The sequence below is a fragment of the Streptomyces sp. NBC_00988 genome (assembly GCF_045162645.1).
Lineage (GTDB): Bacteria > Actinomycetota > Actinomycetes > Streptomycetales > Streptomycetaceae > Streptomyces.
The window spans coordinates 1,040,639-1,057,482 of record NZ_CP108730.1 but is presented as its reverse complement, the minus strand read 5'-3'; the positions used below and the strand labels follow the sequence as shown (position 1 = coordinate 1,057,482).

The window sequence follows — 16,844 nt, the reverse complement described above, 5'->3', positions numbered from 1 at the left end:
CGCGTCCTTTCGCCGGCACATCCTCAAAGTCGTCGGCCGATGCGGGAAGCGGCTCGCGGGAGCCGGAACCAGTAGAAGCCGTGCCCCGCGAGCGTCAGCAGATACGGCAGTTCACCGATGGCCGGGAACCGTACCCCGCCGATCAGCTCCACGGGATGCCGGCCGTCGAACTCCCGCAGATCGAGCATGGTCGGCTGCGCGAACCGGGAGAAGTTGTGCACACACAGGACGAGGTCGTCCTCGTACTCGCGCAGGAACGCGATCACCGCCGGGTTCGACGACTGGAGCTCCGTGTACGAGCCGAGGCCGAACGCCGGGTTCTGCTTACGGATCTCGATCATGCGGCGCGTCCAGTGCAGCAGCGAGGAGGGCGACGACATCGACGCCTCGACGTTGGTGACTTGATAGCCGTAGACCGGGTCCATGATGGCTGGCAGGAAGAGCCGCCCCGGATCGCAGGAGGAGAAACCCGCGTTCCGGTCGGGTGTCCACTGCATCGGCGTGCGCACGGCGTCGCGGTCGCCGAGCCAGATGTTGTCGCCCATGCCGATCTCGTCGCCGTAGTAGAGGATCGGCGAGCCGGGGAGCGAGAGCAGGAGGGCCGTGAAGAGTTCGATCTGGTTGCGGTCGTTGTCCAGCAGTGTCGCGAGGCGCCTGCGGATGCCGATGTTGGCGCGCATGCGCGGGTCCTTCGCGTACTCCGCCCACATGTAGTCGCGTTCCTCGTCGGTGACCATCTCCAGGGTCAGCTCGTCGTGGTTGCGCAGGAAGATGCCCCACTGGCAGCTGGACGGGATCGCCGGGGTCTTGGCCAGGATCTCCGAGACGGGGTAGCGGGACTCACGGCGGACCGCCATGAAGATCCGCGGCATGACCGGGAAGTGGAACGCCATGTGGCACTCGTCCCCGCCGCTCTGGAAGTCGCCGAAGTAGTCGACGACGTCCTCAGGCCACTGGTTCGCCTCCGCCAGCAGCACGGTGTCCGGGTACATCGCGTCGATCTCGCGGCGGACGCGCTTCAGGAAGTCGTGACTGGCGGGCAGGTTCTCGCAGTTGGTGCCCTCGGCCGCATAGAGATAGGGGACGGCATCGAGGCGGAAGCCGTCGATGCCGAGGTCGAGCCAGAAGCGGAGGGCGGCCAGGATCTCTTCCTGCACGGCCGGGTTCTCGTAGTTGAGGTCCGGCTGGTGGGAGAAGAAGCGGTGCCAGAAGTACTGCTTGCGGACCGGGTCGAAGGTCCAGTTGGAGGCTTCGGTGTCGACGAAGATGATGCGGGCGTCGGGGTACTGCTTGTCGTCGTCGGCCCACATGTAGTAGTCGCCGTACGGGCCGTCGGGGTCTTTCCTCGACTCCTGGAACCACGGGTGCTGGTCGCTGGTGTGGTTCATGACGAAGTCGATGATGACGCGCATGCCCCGCTGGTGGGCGGAGTCGACGAACTCCACGAAGTCGGCGAGGTCGCCGAATTCGGGGAGTACGGCGGTGTAGTCCGAGACGTCGTAACCGCCGTCCCGGAGCGGGGATTTGAAGAAGGGCGGTAGCCAGAGGCAGTCGACGCCGAGCCACTGGAGGTAGTCGAGTTTGGCGGTGATGCCCTTGAGGTCACCGACGCCGTCGCCGTTGCTGTCCTGGAAGGAGCGGACCAGGACCTCGTAGAAGACGGCGCGTTTGAACCACTCGGGGTCCCGGTCCTTGGCGGGAGTGTCCTCGAAGGTGTCGTGGACCGGTTCGTTGACAGTCATGAAGCTCTTGACCCTCCGCTCTGTGTGGACCGCCGGACGTGCAACACGTGCGCGGGAGCCCGGCCGGGTTCGAGACGCACATAGTTGGTCCTGCCCCACTGGTAGGACTCACCCGTCAGTTCGTCGTACACCGACATGGATTCGTTTGGTTCCAGGCCGAGTTGCGGCATGTCCAACGAGACCGTGGCCTCCTGGGTATGGCGCGGATCCAGGTTGACGACCACCAGAACCGTGTCCACACCCGTGGTCTTGCTGTACGCGATCAGCGCGTCGTTGTCCGTCCGGTGGAAGCGGAGATTCCTGAGCTGGTGCAGCGAGGGGTGACGGCGCCGGATGTCGTTGAGCTCGCCCAGCAATGGCGCGATGCTACGTCCTTCCCGCTCGGCGGACTCCCAGTCACGCGGGCGGAGTTGGTACTTCTCCGAGTCGAGATACTCCTCGCTCCCCGGCCGGAGAACGGCGTTCTCGCATAGTTCGTAACCACTGTAGACACCCCATGTCGGGGACAGAGTGGCGGCCAGTACCGCGCGCAGTTCGAAGGCCGGGCGGCCGCCGTCCTGGAGGAACTCGTGCAGGATGTCCGGGGTGTTCACGAACAGGTTCGGCCGCATGTACGCCGCCGCCTCACCCGACAACTCGCTCAGATAATCGGTGAGTTCGTCCTTCGTGTTGCGCCAGGTGAAGTAGGTGTACGACTGCTGGAAACCGACCTGCGCCAGGGTGGCCATCATCGCCGGGCGCGTGAAGGCCTCGGCCAGGAAGATGATGTCCGGGTCGGTGCCGTTGATCTCCGCGATCACCCGTTCCCAGAACACCACCGGCTTGGTGTGCGGGTTGTCGACGCGGAAGATCCGCACGCCGTGGTCCATCCAGTGACGTAGTACCCGCACCGTCTCCGTGATCAGGCCGTCCATGTCCCGGTCGAAGGCGATCGGGTAGATGTCCTGGTACTTCTTCGGCGGGTTCTCCGCGTACGCGATCGTGCCGTCGGGGCGGTGGTGGAACCACTCGGGGTGCTTCTCCACCCAGGGGTGGTCGGGGGAGCACTGGAGGGCGAAGTCGAGCGCGATCTCCATGCCCAGTTCGGCGGCCCGGGCGACGAACGCGTCGAAGTCCTCCAGGGTGCCCAGCTGCGGGTGGATCGCGTCGTGCCCGCCCTCCGGTGAGCCGATCGCCCAGGGGACTCCGACGTCCTCGCGCCCCGCGGACAGGGTGTTGTTGGGGCCCTTGCGGAAGGTGCTCCCGATGGGGTGGATCGGCGGCAGGTACACGACGTCGAAGCCCATCGCCGCGATGCCGTCGAGTCGCCGTGCGGCCGTACGGAAGGTGCCGTGGGGGATCTCGACCGTGCCCTCGGAGCGCGGGAAGAACTCGTACCAGGCGCCGTAGAGAGCCCGTTCCCGCTCGACCACCAGGGACCGGGGCTCGGAAACCGTCACCAACTCCCGCAACGGATACCGCTCCAGCACCCCGTCCACACCCGGCGTCAACGCGGCCACGAACCGCGTCCCCACCGGCAGCGTGTCGTCGCGCAGCGTCTCCGCGGCGGCCAGCATCGTGGCGCGGGCCGGGCCCTCGGGCGCCTCTGTGGCGGCTCGGGCGTACAGCTCCGCGCCCTCCTCCAGCATCAGGCCGATGTCGATGCCGGCCGGGATCTTGATGCGGGCGGTCCGGCGCCAGGTGGCGATGGGGTCGCCCCAGGCCTCCACGACGTAGGACCAACGGCCCGTCGCGTCCGGGGTGACCTCCGCGCCCCAGCGGTCGCTGCCGGGGGAGAGTTCGCGCATCGGGGTCCATGGACCCGGGCGGCCGTCCGGGTCGTGGAGCACGACGTTGGCGCCGATCGTGTCGTGGCCCTCGCGGAAGACGGTGGCGGTGACCTGGAACGTCTCGCCGATCACCGCCTTCGCCGGGCGGGCGCCGCTGTCCACGGACGGGCGTACGTCACGTACCGGAATGCGGCCGATGGCTGCCGGGGTCGCGTTCATGGGTCTCACCTCCGCCGTGCCGGAGGCCGGGCTGTTCGCCCGGCCGTGGGTGCGAGCTGCGCCGGAAGGGGGACTACCTTCCCGCCGGGGAACGCTGGTCGACCGCGACGGGCGGTCCGCGGTGCACGACGGCCGCCGTACGGGGGCGGGCGTTCTGCTCCTGCTGGTACGTGCCCTGGCTGCCGCGCAGAAAGCGTTCGGCGGCTTCCGCGGCCTCGCGCGCGCAGCGTTTCCCCATCAGCACGCACAAGGTGTAGCCCGAGTCCTCGAAGGTGGCCCGTACCGTCCGGTCGCCCGGCGATGCGAGCATCACGCGTTCCCACGCCCGATAGCGCCGCAGTTGGCGGGCGACTTCGGCTTTGGCGGGTAGCAGCATGGCGCTGTTCACCTTTCGCCTCGGCGGACTGCGGTTCCCGACCGTCGGGTGGCGGCCGTACCCGGAGCGGCATGGCTCCGTCACGGCAGTCGAGGCTTTCACTCATGGTGCACAGGTGATGACCCAGCGTCTTGTTGGTTCTTCAACTACCTCACTCGTCGCTCGTGTTGCACGAATGGCCTATCGCTCGCACTCTGGAGCTGACTCAGAAGCGATAAGTGCTCACGCTTCGTGTTCGGGGCCGGGCCCCGCAGGGGGCAGAGGCGGAGCGAGAGTTCCGCCGGTGAGGAGCCAACGAAGATGAAGACCGCAGTGCCGTGCTACTACCACCTCGATGTGGACGTCAGTCAGGAACGGGTCGGGCAGGTCAGGCGCATTCTTGCCGCCCACCTCCGGCTGTGGGACCTGGAGATCCTCGTGGAGCCCGTCTGCCGTGGCGCCGAGCTGCTGCTGCGGGCCATCGACGAGCACGCCACGGACAAGCAGACGTCCATAGAGCTGTGGTGGAACGGCCAGCACCTGATCACCGCCATCGGCGACAACGACCGCGATCTGCGCCCGGACCAGGACCTGCGCGCCTGCCTCGCCCGGATCGCCGCGATGAGCGACGGCTGGGGCTGCTGCGCCACCGACACCGGGAGCAAGGTCATCTGGTTCTCGCAGCGCGCCCGCAGCGGCGAACGCGTCCCGCGCGTCCCGAGGACGCCCGCGCCGCGCCTGCGGGAGATGCTCCAACTCCCGCGCGAGGTACCGGCCGCCCTGCCGGCCCGCCCGACGCACGGCGTCCTGGAGGACGCCAAGTGACCGCGCGCCCGTCCCGGAAAGGGGTGCCCGTCTGGAACGGGCACCCCTTTCCCTTGGGGGCCGCGTACGACGGGACGGGCACCAACTTCGCCCTGTTCAGCGAGGTCGCCGAACGCGTCGACCTCGTCCTCGTCGGCGACGACGGCCGACACCGGGACGTTCGGCTCACCGAGGCCGACGGCTTCGTGTGGCACTGCTATCTGCCGGGCGTCGGACCGGGGCAGCGCTACGGCTACCGGGTGCACGGTCCGTGGGCTCCGGCCCTCGGCCACCGTTGCAATCCGGCGAAACTGCTCCTCGATCCCTACGCCCGGGCGGTGGACGGCCAGATCGACAACGACCCCTCGCTGTACGAGCGTTCGGCCGGACCCGCCCCCGGCGACAGTGCCGGGCACGGCATGCTCGGCGTGGTCACCGACCCGGCCTTCGACTGGGGCGACGACCGCCCGCCCCGGCGCTCGTACGCCGACACCGTGATCTACGAAGCCCATGTGAAGGGGCTGACCCGCACCCACCCGGAGGTCCCCGAGGAACTCCGGGGGACGTACGCGGGACTCGCCCATCCGGCCGTCGTCGAGCATCTCGTCCAACTCGGGGTGACCGCCGTCGAGTTGATGCCGGTGCACCAGTTCGTGCAGGACGGCGTGCTCCAGGACCGGGGCCTGTCCAACTACTGGGGCTACAACACCATCGGCTTCTTCGCCCCGCACAACGCCTACGCCGCCCACCGCGAACGCGGGCGCCAGGTGACCGAGTTCAAGTCCATGGTGAAGGCGCTGCACGCCGCCGGGCTCGAAGTCATCCTCGACGTCGTCTACAACCACACCGCCGAGGGCAACGAGAAGGGCCCCACCCTCTCCTTCCGGGGCATCGACAACGCCTCCTACTACCGTCTGGTGGACGGCGACTGGGGCCACTACTACGACACGACGGGTACTGGGAACAGCCTGCTGATGCGGCACCCGTACGTCCTTCAGCTGATCATGGACTCGCTGCGCTACTGGGTCACCGAGATGCATGTCGACGGCTTCCGCTTCGACCTCGCGGCCACGCTGGCCCGGCAGTTCCACGAGGTGGACCGGCTGTCGGCGTTCTTCGACCTGATCCAGCAGGACCCGGTGATCAGCCGAGTCAAGCTGATCGCCGAGCCGTGGGACGTGGGCGAGGGCGGCTACCAGGTGGGCAACTTCCCGCCGCTGTGGTCGGAGTGGAACGGCAAGTACCGGGACGCCGTACGGGACTTCTGGCGGGGCGGCGAGCACACGCTCGGCGAGTTCGCGTCCCGGCTCACCGGCTCGTCCGACCTGTACCAGCACAGCCGGCGCCGTCCGCGCGCCAGCGTCAACTTCGTCACCGCGCACGACGGGTTCACCCTGCGCGACCTCGTCTCGTACAACGACAAGCGCAACGAGGCCAACGGGGAAGGGAATCGGGACGGTGAGAGCACCAACCGGTCCTGGAACTGCGGGGCGGAGGGGGACACCGACGACCCCGCCGTGCTGGAGCTGCGCGCGCGGCAGCAGCGCAACTTCCTTGCCACGCTGCTCCTTTCGCAGGGCATCCCGATGCTGAGCCACGGCGACGAACTGGGCCGTACCCAGGGCGGCAACAACAACGCCTACTGTCAGGACAACGAAGTCTCCTGGATCGACTGGGAGTTGAGCGACGAACAGCGTGAACTCGCCGACTTCACGCGGTACGTCATCGGGCTGCGAGCCGCGCATCCGGTGCTGAGACGTCGCCGGTTCTTCCGCGGTGAGACCGCCGTGCACGCGGGTCAGCCGCTGCCCGACCTGGTGTGGCTGCTGCCCGACGCGCGCGAGATGGCCGACCTGGACTGGCAGCGCTCCGACGCGCACTGTGTGGGCGTGTTCCTCAACGGCGACGCCATCGCCGAACGCGACCCGCACGGCGGGCCCGTCGTCGACGACTCGTTCCTGCTCCTGCTGAACAGCTACTGGGAGCCCGTCGACTTTCGCCTGCCCGACGTCGCCTACGGCGAGCGCTGGACGACCCTGATCGACACCGCCGAGCCGCAGGGCGCCCCGGACGAGACGGAACACAAGGCCGGCACCGAGATGGCCGTAGAGGCGCGCGGTCTCGTGCTGTTGTCGCGGCCCGCCCGGGAGGAGGGCAGGGTCAGGGGGCGTCGCGGGAGGTGACCGTGAAGCGGGCGCCGTCGGGGTCGCGCAGGACGGCCTCGGTGGTGTTCTCGCGCAGGACGCTGCCGCCGTGCGCCTCGGTGAGCCGGGCGCAGGACCTGATGTCCGAGACCGCGAAGTGGACCTGCCAGTTGGGGCGGACCGTCGGGTCGGGGGCCGCCTCCAGGGCGCCCGACTCGATGCGGGCCACGACGTTCCCGCCGCTGCGCAGGACGACCTCGCCGCCCTCGTACCGCACGTCACAGCTCTGCGGGTCCGCCGAGGCCCAGTCGAGGACCTCGCCGTAGAAGATCGCCGCGTCGAAGGCGTCGCGGGTGCGCAGCCGGACGAAGGCTGGGGCCGAGCGGCGCCATGTCTCCCAGCCGCGGACGAGGTCGCCCTCCCAGATGCCGAAGGTCGCGCCGTCCCGGTCGCCGAGCAGGGCCGCGCGGCCGGGCGGGAAGGAGAGCGGTCCCACGGCGACCGTGCCGCCGCGCTCCCGGACCCGGGCCGCGGCCACGTCCGCGTCGGGCACGGCGAAGTACGGCGTCCACGCCACCGCGACCTGCCACATGGAGGCGACCGCGGCCAGACCGGCCACCGGGATGTCGTTCGCCGTGGCGATCCGGAACCGGTCGCCGAGACTGGCGGAGCGCCATTTCCAGCCGAAGACGGCCTCGTAGAAGGCCTCCGTGCTCTCCACATCGCGGCTCGTGAGACTCACCCAGCAGGGGGCGCCGAACACCGAACGGGTGGAGACGGCGTCCAGCTCACCGGGGTACGGATTCCTGTCGTGGTTCATGGCAGTCGCGTTCCGATCTCGTGGACCGGCGGCCACCGGTCTCCACCAGTGTCCAACCGGAACCGGTCCGACGGCCTGCCGAGCGGGTGTCTTGACCATCCCTTTGGGTTAGTTACCTCTGCTAAAGAGGTAATCTCCGAGTGTGGAGACGGAGAAATTCCCGGAAGAGCTGGCCGACGCGCTCGTCGGTGTCCAGCGGCTGATCCGCAGGCGACTGCGCAGCGAGATGACCCTGCCGCGACTGCGCGGCGCCGAGGTGGAGCTGCTGCGGCTGGTCGAGGTCCGGCCCGGTATCGGCATCTCGGACGCGGCCAAGGAGCTGTTCCTCGCGAGCAACTCGGTGTCGACGCTCGTCAACCAGCTCGTCCGGGACGGCTTCATGATCCGTGAGACGGACCCCGCCGACCGGCGGGCCGCCCGCCTCCAGCTCACCGAGGCGGCCAAGACGCGCCTCAGCGACTGGCACGCGCGGCGCGCGGCGCTCGTACGGGGCCAGGTGGACCGTCTCGACCAGTCGGACCGGGACGCGCTGCGCGCGGCGATCCCGGCCCTGCGCCAACTGGCCGTCAACCTGCACGAGGAGGCCGAGGAGTCATGACGCCGTCCATCGACGCTGCCACCGACACCGCCACTGACATCGCCACCGGGCGGCCCGCGGCCGTCAGCTGTACCCGGCTCACCTATTCCTTCGGCGAGACGACCGCGGTGGACGGGCTCGACCTGTCCGTGGGGGAGGGGGAGGTCTTCGGACTGCTCGGCCCCAACGGCGCCGGAAAGACCACGGCGATCCGCTGTATCACCACCCTCCTGCCGGTCCCGGCGGGCATGGTCCACGTCTTCGGCCACGACACGGCCAAGGAACAGATGCCGGTGCGCCGCATGCTCGGCTACGTCCCGCAGCAGCTGTCCGCCGACAGCGGGCTCACCGGACGCGAGAACGTCGCTCTCTTCGCCCGCGTCTTCGACGTCCCGCGCAAGGAACGCGCCGCGCGCGTCGCCCAGGCGCTGCGCGCGGTCGACCTCACCGATGCCGCCGACCGGCTCGCCAACACCTACTCCGGCGGCATGGTCCGCCGCCTCGAACTCGCGCAGGCCCTGGTCAGCGCGCCCCGCCTGCTCATCCTCGACGAGCCCACGATCGGCCTCGACCCGATCGCCCGCACCAGCGTGTGGGAGCACATCAACGCCGTGCGCGCGGCCACCGGCATGACCGTCCTGGTCACCACCCACTACATGGACGAGGCCGACCAGTACTGCGACCGCGTCGGCCTCATGCACCGCGGCCGCATCCGCGCCCTGGGCACCCCGGACCAGCTCCGCGAGGGCCTCGGCGAACGCCGGCGCGCCGACGGAGCGCCCGCCACCGATCCGCTGCCCACCCTTGAGGACGTCTTCCGGGACATAGCCGGCAGCGGTCTCGAAGACCAGTCAGGAGGTTTCCGCGATGTCCGAAGCACCCGCCGCACCGCGAACCGCGTCGGCTGACCCGGCCCTTGAGAACGACCTGAACCTGCTGCTCACCCCGCCCCAACCCCGGGCAGGCTGGCGCCTGTTGCCCGCCCGCGTCATCGCGATGTGCGCGGTCGAACTCCAGAAACTCCGCCACGACCGCACCGAGTTGTACACCCGCGCCGTCCAACCCGCCCTGTGGCTGCTGATCTTCGGCCAGACCTTCACCCGCATCAAGGCGATCCCCACCGGCGGCATCCCCTACATCGACTACCTCGCCCCGGGCATCATCGCCCAGTCCGCGATGTTCATCGCCATCTTCTACGGCATCCAGATCATCTGGGAACGGGACGCGGGCATCCTCAACAAGCTCCTCGTCACCCCCACCCCGCGCTCGGCACTGATCACCGGCAAGGCCTTCGCGGCCGGTGTGAAGTCACTGATCCAGGCCGTCGTCGTGGTCGTCATCGCCGCGCTCCTCGGGGTCGCGCTGACCTGGAACCCGCTGAAGCTGATCGGCGTCGGGGCGATCGTGATCCTCGGCTCGGCCTTCTTCTCCTGTCTGTCGATGACCATCGCCGGCATCGTGCTCAGCAGGGACCGGCTGATGGGTTTCGGCCAGGCGATCACCATGCCGCTGTTCTTCGGGTCCAACGCCCTCTACCCGGTGGCGATCATGCCGGGGTGGCTGCAGGCGGTGAGCAAGGTGAACCCGCTGAGCTACGAAGTGGACGCGCTGCGCGGGCTGCTGCTCGGCACCCCGGCCCATGTGGGCACCGACTTCGCCGTCCTGCTGATGGCCGCCGCACTGGGCATCGCGGCCGCCTCCTCGCTGCTCGGACGGCTCGCCCGCTGATCTTGGACGGGACGTGATGTGCGGCACGCTCCCGACCAGGATTCGATGGCCGGAAAGCGGATTCTTGCTGCGCACGGCTTGATCAGTGATCAAGCGGGCGAAAACGCTGGCCACAGCGCATTCTGCTCATTTGACAGTGCGCTGAGCACACAGATAGGAAGCAGCTCTCTGAGGGCGAGAGGGTGCACTGTGTACGAGCCGAACGTGGTCGGGGACTGGCACGAGTACGACGAACATGCCGGTCTGCGTGTCCGCGTCCACAGCCTGGCCGCCGCCGAGCCGCCACGCGGACGTGACGACGCGGCCGAAGGGCTGACCTACTTCACGCTCCGTGTCACCGTCGAGAACCGCGGCGCGCGGCACTACGGCATCCACCTGGAGGACGGCCAGATCGACGTCAGGGTCGGCCCGGACGGCGAGAGCGCCTTCATCGACTGGCGCAGCTCGCAGTTCATCGAGGGCTTCGACGTCTATCCGCTGCGCCGCGCCACCGCCGTCGTCTACGCCGCCGGTCCCGAGGCCTCCCTGAAGCAGGTGGACGTCCAGGTCCAGCTGCGGGTGGAGGAGGAGTGGACCGAACGGCGCCTGTGGGCCGGCGGCATCGGTCTGTGCGAGGCGGCCGTCGCCGCCGGGGTGGGGCGGGACGGCCTGGCGCACCAGGTGAGCAAGTTCCTCCGCGACCAGGCGGAACCCGGCACCCCCTGAGCCTCCGGACCAGGCGTGGCCCGGCACCTCCTGAGACTCCCGGGTCAGTGCGGGATGCCGTCGATGATCTCCCGGGCACCCTGCCGCAGCAGCGCCACGGCCACCGATGTGCCCAGCGTCGCCGGGTCGAGGCGGCCCGCCCACTCGTGGGCGTTGAGCCGGGTCTTGCCGTCCGGCGTGAACACACAGGCGCGCAGCGACAGTTCACCGCTCCGGTCCACCTGCGCATACCCGGAGATCGGGCTGTTGCAGTGCCCCTGGAGGACGTGCAGGAACATACGCTCCGCGGTCGCCTCCCGATGCGTCTCCGGGTGACCGAGCCCGCTCACCGTGTCGATGACGTCGGTGTCGCCCTCACGGCACTGCAGGGCCAGGATGCCCGCGCCGATCGGCGGCATCATCACCTCGGGGGACAGCACCTCGCTGATCACGTCACGCCGGTCGATACGGTCCAGGCCGGACATCGCGACCAGCAGCGCGTCGGCCTCACCCGCCGCGAGCTTCTCCAGCCGCCGGTTGACGTTGCCGCGGAACGGCACGCACTGCAACTCCGGGTGCGTAGCCGCGAGTTGGGCGACCCGTCGGACCGACGAGGTGCCGATGCGCGTCCCGGGCGGCAGCTCGTCGAGGGTCAGCCCGCCCGGGTGGACCAGGGCGTCACGGATGTCGTCCCGCTTCAGGAACGCGGCGAACGTCGTACCGGCCGGCAGCGGACGGTCGGCGGGCACGTCCTTCACACAGTGCACCGCGAGATCTGCCACCCCGGCGAGCAGCGCGGCGTCCACCTCCTTGGTGAACGCCCCCTTGCCCTCGACCAGGGCCAGATCGCCCATCCACTTGTCACCGGTCGTCTTGACCGGCACGACCTCGGTGCGCACCTGCGGATGAAGGACGGCCAACTCGGCGCGCACACGCTCCACTTGGGCCAGCGCCATGGGCGAGTCGCGGGAGACGATACGGATCAGTTCGGGCACGGACATGCGGACACGATAGACCGTCCGGCATGCCCGTGTTGACCGATGGGTGCACCTGGCAACAGGTTCAGGCCCGGCCTCGCACAAGGGGCTCACTGATCTCCACGGCCCGCAGTGCGGCGGCGAGAGCCCGCTCGTCCCCGACATCCAGGGCCGTGTCCGTCAACTTGATCACGTGCTCGTCCCCATGTTCCAGGGCTCGCTCCATCACCTCTTCGGCCGAAAGCCGCGAGGGCGGAACGTAGTCCATCGCCTCCCGCGGGGCGTACATCGCGGTGACGGCAGCGGACGCCGTCCACGCCGCGTGCAGGCTCGGTGCCCACAGGTCGCGGGGGAGCGCGTCCAGGGCGCGCAGTACGGCGTTGGGCGCCGTCGCCGCGTGCACCAGCATGGTCGGCTCGCCGTGACCGTGGGTCGCGTAACGATGCGTGGCCGCGCGCACCAACTCGGTGAGCCGCTCCCGCGCCACGTCCGGATCGCTCACCTCGCCCGCCCAGACGGGCAGTTGACGTACGGCGTCCAGCCGCGCCCGGAAGCCGACCACCCCTCCCGCGATCGGCGGCACGGCGTCGAGGGCACCGGCGGCGGTGGGACCGGCGGGCAACTCCGCGATCCCCGACACGGGTTGGTGCCGGGCCGCCCAATAACCAAGCCCGTGCGCGAGTTCGGTACGGCGGGGCTCGTTCTCGTCGAGGCCGAGGGCCCGTACGGCATGCCCGACGCGGATGACCGGATGGGTGGCGCCCGCGGCGATCCCGGGCAGCAGCCGCGGCCACCACACGGCGAGCACGACCTGCCAGGGTCGCTCGGCGAGAGCCCGGGAGAAGTAGCCGATCCAGTCGGCGGCCCGGCGTGAATCGCCCAGCGCGGCAGGCCAGTTGGCGTCCGTGACGGGAGCCACCGGTTCGGGGAAGTCCTCCAGCTTGTCCCGGTAGAGGTCGAGCCAGCGGTGGACGGCCCCCGCCTGCCCGTGCGCGGCGAGCGCCTCGGCGACCATCGGGGCGTGGTTGCTGAGCCAGCCCTCGCGCTCGGGTCCGGTGGAGTGCAGTCGTTCGAAAGCCTCTTCCAGCGTTCCGCTCGTATCCATGCCCAGCACGCTAGGCGCGGAGCTGCGTCCGCAGAACGGACCGGAGGAGGAAGAGACGCCCACCTCCGGTCCTAGGCCTGAGGACCCAAGCGGTTCGGGCGGCGCCCCCGAAGGGGCGCGGGCTGTGTCGATATGCGGCTCCGCCGCGTGGGCGCGACCAGCTACGCAGGCGCGGCAGACGCCCGCGGACCCAGGCGGCCTGGGTGAAGCCGGCCGAGCCTCGGCAACGCCCTGACGTGAAGGGGCACGGGGAACTGCGCGACCAGCCACGACGGTGCGGCACCGGAACGACGGCCCATCCACCCTCCCGCCCCACCCGGGCGGCGGAGCCGCACATCACCGCCCCACCAGCCGGTCGCTCAGTCAGCCAGCACGATCGAGATCACGTGACGTCCCCGCCCACCGGCGGCCACGACCGGTTCGCCCGACGCCCCGTCGACCGTGCACGACTGCACCCGGCTGCCGCCCCCGCTCAGCGTCACGTCCAGCGTCATGCCCCGGTACGGCAGCCCGCGCAGACTCACCGGCCCCCAGTTCGACGGCAGGCACGGGCGCAGCCGTAGGGAGTCGTCCGTGAACGTCAGGCCGAACAGGCCGTCGTGGATCAGGCGGAGATACGCCGTCGCCGACCAGGTCTGGTCGGGCTGGGACACGAAGTGGTCGGCGTGCCCGCTCGCGCCGCCCTGCCAGCCGCCGTCGACCGCGCCGGTCGCGGAGTTGTACAGCTCGTAGAAGCCGCCGCTCGCGGTGATCAGATCGGCGAGGGTGTCGACGGCGAGGGCGAACGGCTCGGCGCGGCCCGCGTCGGCGGCGGCCTGGCCGTACAGCCCGTGGACCATCGGCCAGACCATCACGTTGTGCCGTCCCGGATGCCGGTCGTCGAAGCGCGGGAAGTGCGGCCAGACGTTGACGATGCCGTACGGCTGCCAGTGCGTGGAGTCGAGGAGCTGGACGGCGCGTTCGGGGTCGGCGACGCCGAGGAGGATCGCGAGGGCCAGGCCCGCGCCCTCCTGCGAGGTGTCGACGTGTCCGGCACGGGTGCCCTCGCCGTGCACGAGATAGGCGTAGGTGCCGGCGTCCGCGCGCCACAGGTGCTTGTCGATCGCCGCGCGCAGGTGCTCCGCGTCCGAGCGGAACGAGGCGGCCTGTACGGGGTGGCCGAGGGCCTCGGACATGGCGGCGAGGGCGAGTTGGGCGCCGTAGTAGAGGGAGTTGGTCGACAGGCACATCAGCTTGTCGGCGTGTGGGTGGTCGAGGACGAAGGACGAGTGGACGGACGTCGAGGCGGGCGGGCTGGGGTAGCCGGAGATGCCGTCGTTCATGAAGCCGGGGCCCTCGAAGAGGCCGAACGACGGGTTGAAGTGCTGGGCGCGGCGGGCCGCGAGGGTGTGCGCGGACGTGTCGTAGGCCCGGGTGAGGAAGTCCCGGTCGCCGGTGACGAGGTAGTGGTGGTGGGCGGCCAGGACCCACACGATCTGGTCCCACCACTGGTTGTCCTGCTGGACGACGAACCCGTCCCGCGCCCGGTCGACCACGGACCACAGGGTGTTGCGGCCGACGTCCGGAGCCAGCAGGCTGACCCCGCTCCACGCGTTGACGGCCGCGTCCCGCGTCCACCGCTGCGGCGCGGGATAGCCGCCGCCCGCCCGGACGACGGTGCCGGGCGGGTAGCTGAGCAGGCCCGCCTTGTCGTACACCGAGCGGTCGGCGCCGATGGTGTTGGCGCCGGAGACGGATCTGAGCGCGGACGCGTAGACGGTGCCGAGGCGGCGTTGGACGGCCTGGTCGTCGAAGGCGAGGGTGGGCATGGTGTATCCGTTCCCGGGAGCCGGGCCCTGCGCACCCGCCGGGACCGCCGTCGCCCCGGCGATGCCCAGCGCGATCAGGAGAGCCCGCCGCGAGATCCCGCGTTCAGCTGCCACGTTCCGTCCTCTCGGGCTCCCGGGGTCGAGGTGACTCCGGGAGCCCTGAGAACGATGGTGCCCCCTGGACGGTTCGGTCAGGCGGCCGGGTCGAACGTGATTCCGGACGGCTTGGCCGACGTGAGGTGGGCCACGAAGTTGGCGTCCTTGAGGCCGAAGTTGGCGCTGCCGAAGTCGTAGGCGCTCAACTTGTCGCGCAGGCCCGCCGGGTAGCCGTTCCAGCCGACGAGCGGCGGGTACTGCCAGGTGTGCTTGGCGTTCTCCGGCGGCTCGTCGTTCGCGTTCCCCAGCCGGAAGTCGTGCGTGCCGATGCCGTCCTTGTGGTAGACGATCTTGGCGTGCGTGCCGTCGAAACGGACGTCGGACGCCGCGTGCACGGTGAACGAACCGTGGTTGGACGTCGACACGTACTGGATCGTGCCGTTCTGCACCCACACCACGACGTGTTCCCAGTCGTTACGGTGCCCGCCGATGCTGGAGTTGGCGACGGCCTGGTCCTTCTCGAAGTACAGGCCGTACATGTAGGCGCACCAGCCGTTGTTGCACTTGTAGCGCGAGTAGCTGTTGGTGTTGTCGAGGTCCGAGGCGTCGTGGCACTCGCCGCTGAGCGAACCCGTCGGGTTCAGGCCGCCGTTGATCGTCCCGTCGGGGCCGATCGCGGGTGTCGGGTAGCAGCCGTCCGTGTCGTAGTCGAAGGCGGGCAGATACGTCTGCTCGGCGGCTTCGGCGTTCGCGGGGAGCGCGGTGGGCGGGGCGGCGAAGGCGGCGCTGGGGAAGGCGATGACCAGGGCGGCGGCACCGCCGAGGCCGGCGAGCCACCTTCCACGGCGGATGCGGGACTTCTGGGACGACACTGCGTCCTCCTCTTGGGTGCAGCCCAACGGCTCTGGGGGGAAAGGGCTTTCATAGTCCCGACTTTCCATGTACGCGCCAAGGGGCGGGGGTGTCACTCCGGTAACGACCCGCCCAATACTTGATCTACGCAACTTCCTTAACGCTCGGGCAGGTCCGCCGCCGACTCCTCCGGCGCGAGGTCCGGGCGCAGCCGCAGCCAGGACGGCTGGCGCAGCATCCCGGCCCGGGTGCGGGTGCTGTAGCGGACCTCACCGACCAGCCGGGGCACGACCCAGCGCGCGCCGGCCACCGGCGGTACGGGGTCGAAGGGACACGTGCCGGTCCCGGCGGCCCGCAGGAGTACGGCGAGTTCGGCACGCTCGGCCTCGCTCCAGCCGGTGCCGACATTGCCGACGTACCGCAGCCGCCCGCCCGCGCGCTGCCCCACCAGCACCGCGCCGGGCAGACCCGTCAGGCGCCCCTTGCCGGGCACCCAGCCGCCGACCAGCACGTCCTCGCTGCGCAGGTTGCGGATCTTGATCCAGGCGCGGGAACGGACCCCGGGTTCGTACACCGAGTCCAGCCGCTTGCAGACCAGGCCTTCGAGCCCGTGCTCACGGGTGGCCCGCAGGGCTTCTGCGCCATGTCCGGTGAGAGCGGCGGGAGTTGACCAGTACGGGCCGTTGAGGTCGAGCTGCTCCAGGGCGGTGCGTCGATGGGTGTAAGGGAGGGCGAGGAGCGGTTGTCCGAGGTGGGGGACGTCGAACAGCACGAGGTGGACGGGTGTTTCGGCGGCTCGGCGCGCGGCTTGTGCGGGCGACCCGGCCAGGCCCATCCGGCCCTGCAGCAACTGGAAGTCGGCGCGGCCCTGTTCGTCCAGGGCGAGCACCTCGCCGTCGAGGATCGCCGGGGTGGTGCCCAACTCGCCGCCCAGGGCGAGTAGTTCGGGGTAGGCGGCGGTGATGTCCTCGCCGGAGCGGGCGCGCAGGAGGACGCTGCCGTCGCCGGGGAGGTGGACGAGTACGCGCTGGCCGTCCTGCTTGGTCTCGTAGGCCCATTGGAGGTCCTGGGCGGTGGGCGGGAGGGGGCCGGGGGTGGCGAGCATGGGTGGGATGCGGGGGAGCGGTTGCGGTGGTGGGGTCACGGCAGAGGTGTCGACGGGGG

Annotated in this window: 15 protein-coding genes; 6 read left to right on the top strand and 9 right to left on the bottom strand. The window is 70.0% G+C overall.

What is annotated here, in order from left to right:
• Positions 1-23: 23 nt before the first annotated feature.
• The 3 genes from treS to OG496_RS04985 form a co-directional block, all read right to left on the bottom strand.
• Entirely contained in the window at positions 24-1,742 is a 1,719-nt protein-coding gene (gene treS / locus OG496_RS04995; RefSeq protein ID WP_366492440.1) for a maltose alpha-D-glucosyltransferase, read from the bottom strand.
• Positions 1,739-3,730 (bottom strand): alpha-1,4-glucan--maltose-1-phosphate maltosyltransferase, encoded by a 1,992-nt coding sequence (locus OG496_RS04990; protein ID WP_405969745.1) that lies wholly within the window; start codon positions 3,728-3,730, stop codon positions 1,739-1,741. The genes treS and OG496_RS04990 overlap by 4 nt, the downstream gene beginning before the upstream one ends.
• A 73-nt stretch (positions 3,731-3,803) precedes the next feature.
• Entirely contained in the window at positions 3,804-4,106 is a 303-nt protein-coding gene (locus tag OG496_RS04985; protein WP_366492442.1) for a DUF5133 domain-containing protein, read from the bottom strand.
• 300 nt (positions 4,107-4,406) lie between these two features.
• On the opposite strand from OG496_RS04985, the gene OG496_RS04980 reads away from it, so the two are divergent.
• Positions 4,407-4,910, top strand: coding sequence for a pep a2 (locus tag OG496_RS04980; protein ID WP_366492443.1), 504 nt, complete (start codon positions 4,407-4,409; stop codon positions 4,908-4,910).
• Positions 4,907-7,072 carry a glycogen debranching protein GlgX gene (gene glgX / locus OG496_RS04975; protein WP_405969744.1) on the top strand — a complete coding sequence of 722 codons (2,166 nt, stop codon included), beginning with the start codon at positions 4,907-4,909 and terminating at the stop codon, positions 7,070-7,072. Before OG496_RS04980 ends, glgX begins: the two co-directional genes overlap by 4 nt.
• Here the strand turns inward: glgX and OG496_RS04970 are convergent.
• Complete coding sequence (locus OG496_RS04970; protein WP_366492445.1) at positions 7,050-7,853, bottom strand: VOC family protein; 804 nt, start codon at positions 7,851-7,853, stop codon at positions 7,050-7,052. The two genes, glgX and OG496_RS04970, sit on opposite strands and share 23 nt — an antisense overlap.
• A 142-nt stretch (positions 7,854-7,995) precedes the next feature.
• Between OG496_RS04970 and OG496_RS04965 the strand changes: the two genes are divergently transcribed.
• From OG496_RS04965 to OG496_RS04950, 4 genes are all read left to right on the top strand, one after another.
• The gene (locus tag OG496_RS04965; protein WP_405969743.1) at positions 7,996-8,451 is read left to right on the top strand and encodes a MarR family winged helix-turn-helix transcriptional regulator; all 456 of its coding nucleotides are present in this window, start codon (positions 7,996-7,998) and stop codon (positions 8,449-8,451) included.
• Positions 8,448-9,338, top strand: coding sequence for an ABC transporter ATP-binding protein (locus OG496_RS04960; protein ID WP_405969742.1), 891 nt, complete (start codon positions 8,448-8,450; stop codon positions 9,336-9,338). The genes OG496_RS04965 and OG496_RS04960 overlap by 4 nt, the downstream gene beginning before the upstream one ends.
• Positions 9,298-10,158, top strand: a complete 861-nt coding sequence (locus OG496_RS04955) for an ABC transporter permease (RefSeq protein ID WP_405969741.1) — start codon at positions 9,298-9,300, stop codon at positions 10,156-10,158. The genes OG496_RS04960 and OG496_RS04955 overlap by 41 nt, the downstream gene beginning before the upstream one ends.
• A gap of 189 nt (positions 10,159-10,347) precedes the next feature.
• The gene (locus OG496_RS04950; protein ID WP_366492449.1) at positions 10,348-10,863 is read left to right on the top strand and encodes a hypothetical protein; all 516 of its coding nucleotides are present in this window, start codon (positions 10,348-10,350) and stop codon (positions 10,861-10,863) included.
• A 44-nt stretch (positions 10,864-10,907) separates the two neighbouring features.
• Here OG496_RS04950 and hemC read toward each other — a convergent pair whose 3' ends face one another.
• The 5 genes from hemC to OG496_RS04925 all read right to left on the bottom strand — a co-directional run bounded on the left by hemC (position 10,908) and on the right by OG496_RS04925 (position 16,785).
• A complete protein-coding gene (gene hemC, locus OG496_RS04945; protein ID WP_405969740.1) occupies positions 10,908-11,843 on the bottom strand; it encodes a hydroxymethylbilane synthase in 936 nt (311 codons plus the stop codon).
• Between the two features lie 61 nt (positions 11,844-11,904).
• Complete coding sequence (locus tag OG496_RS04940; protein ID WP_405969739.1) at positions 11,905-12,924, bottom strand: questin oxidase family protein; 1,020 nt, start codon at positions 12,922-12,924, stop codon at positions 11,905-11,907.
• A 359-nt stretch (positions 12,925-13,283) separates the two neighbouring features.
• A complete protein-coding gene (locus tag OG496_RS04935; RefSeq protein ID WP_405969738.1) occupies positions 13,284-14,846 on the bottom strand; it encodes an MGH1-like glycoside hydrolase domain-containing protein in 1,563 nt (520 codons plus the stop codon).
• A gap of 77 nt (positions 14,847-14,923) precedes the next feature.
• Positions 14,924-15,700, bottom strand: a complete 777-nt coding sequence (locus OG496_RS04930; RefSeq protein ID WP_405969737.1) for an NPP1 family protein — start codon at positions 15,698-15,700, stop codon at positions 14,924-14,926.
• Positions 15,701-15,837: 137 nt separating this feature from the next.
• Positions 15,838-16,785: an ATP-dependent DNA ligase gene (locus OG496_RS04925; RefSeq protein WP_405969736.1), complete on the bottom strand. Its 948-nt coding sequence runs from the start codon at positions 16,783-16,785 to the stop codon at positions 15,838-15,840.
• Positions 16,786-16,844 lie beyond the last annotated feature (59 nt).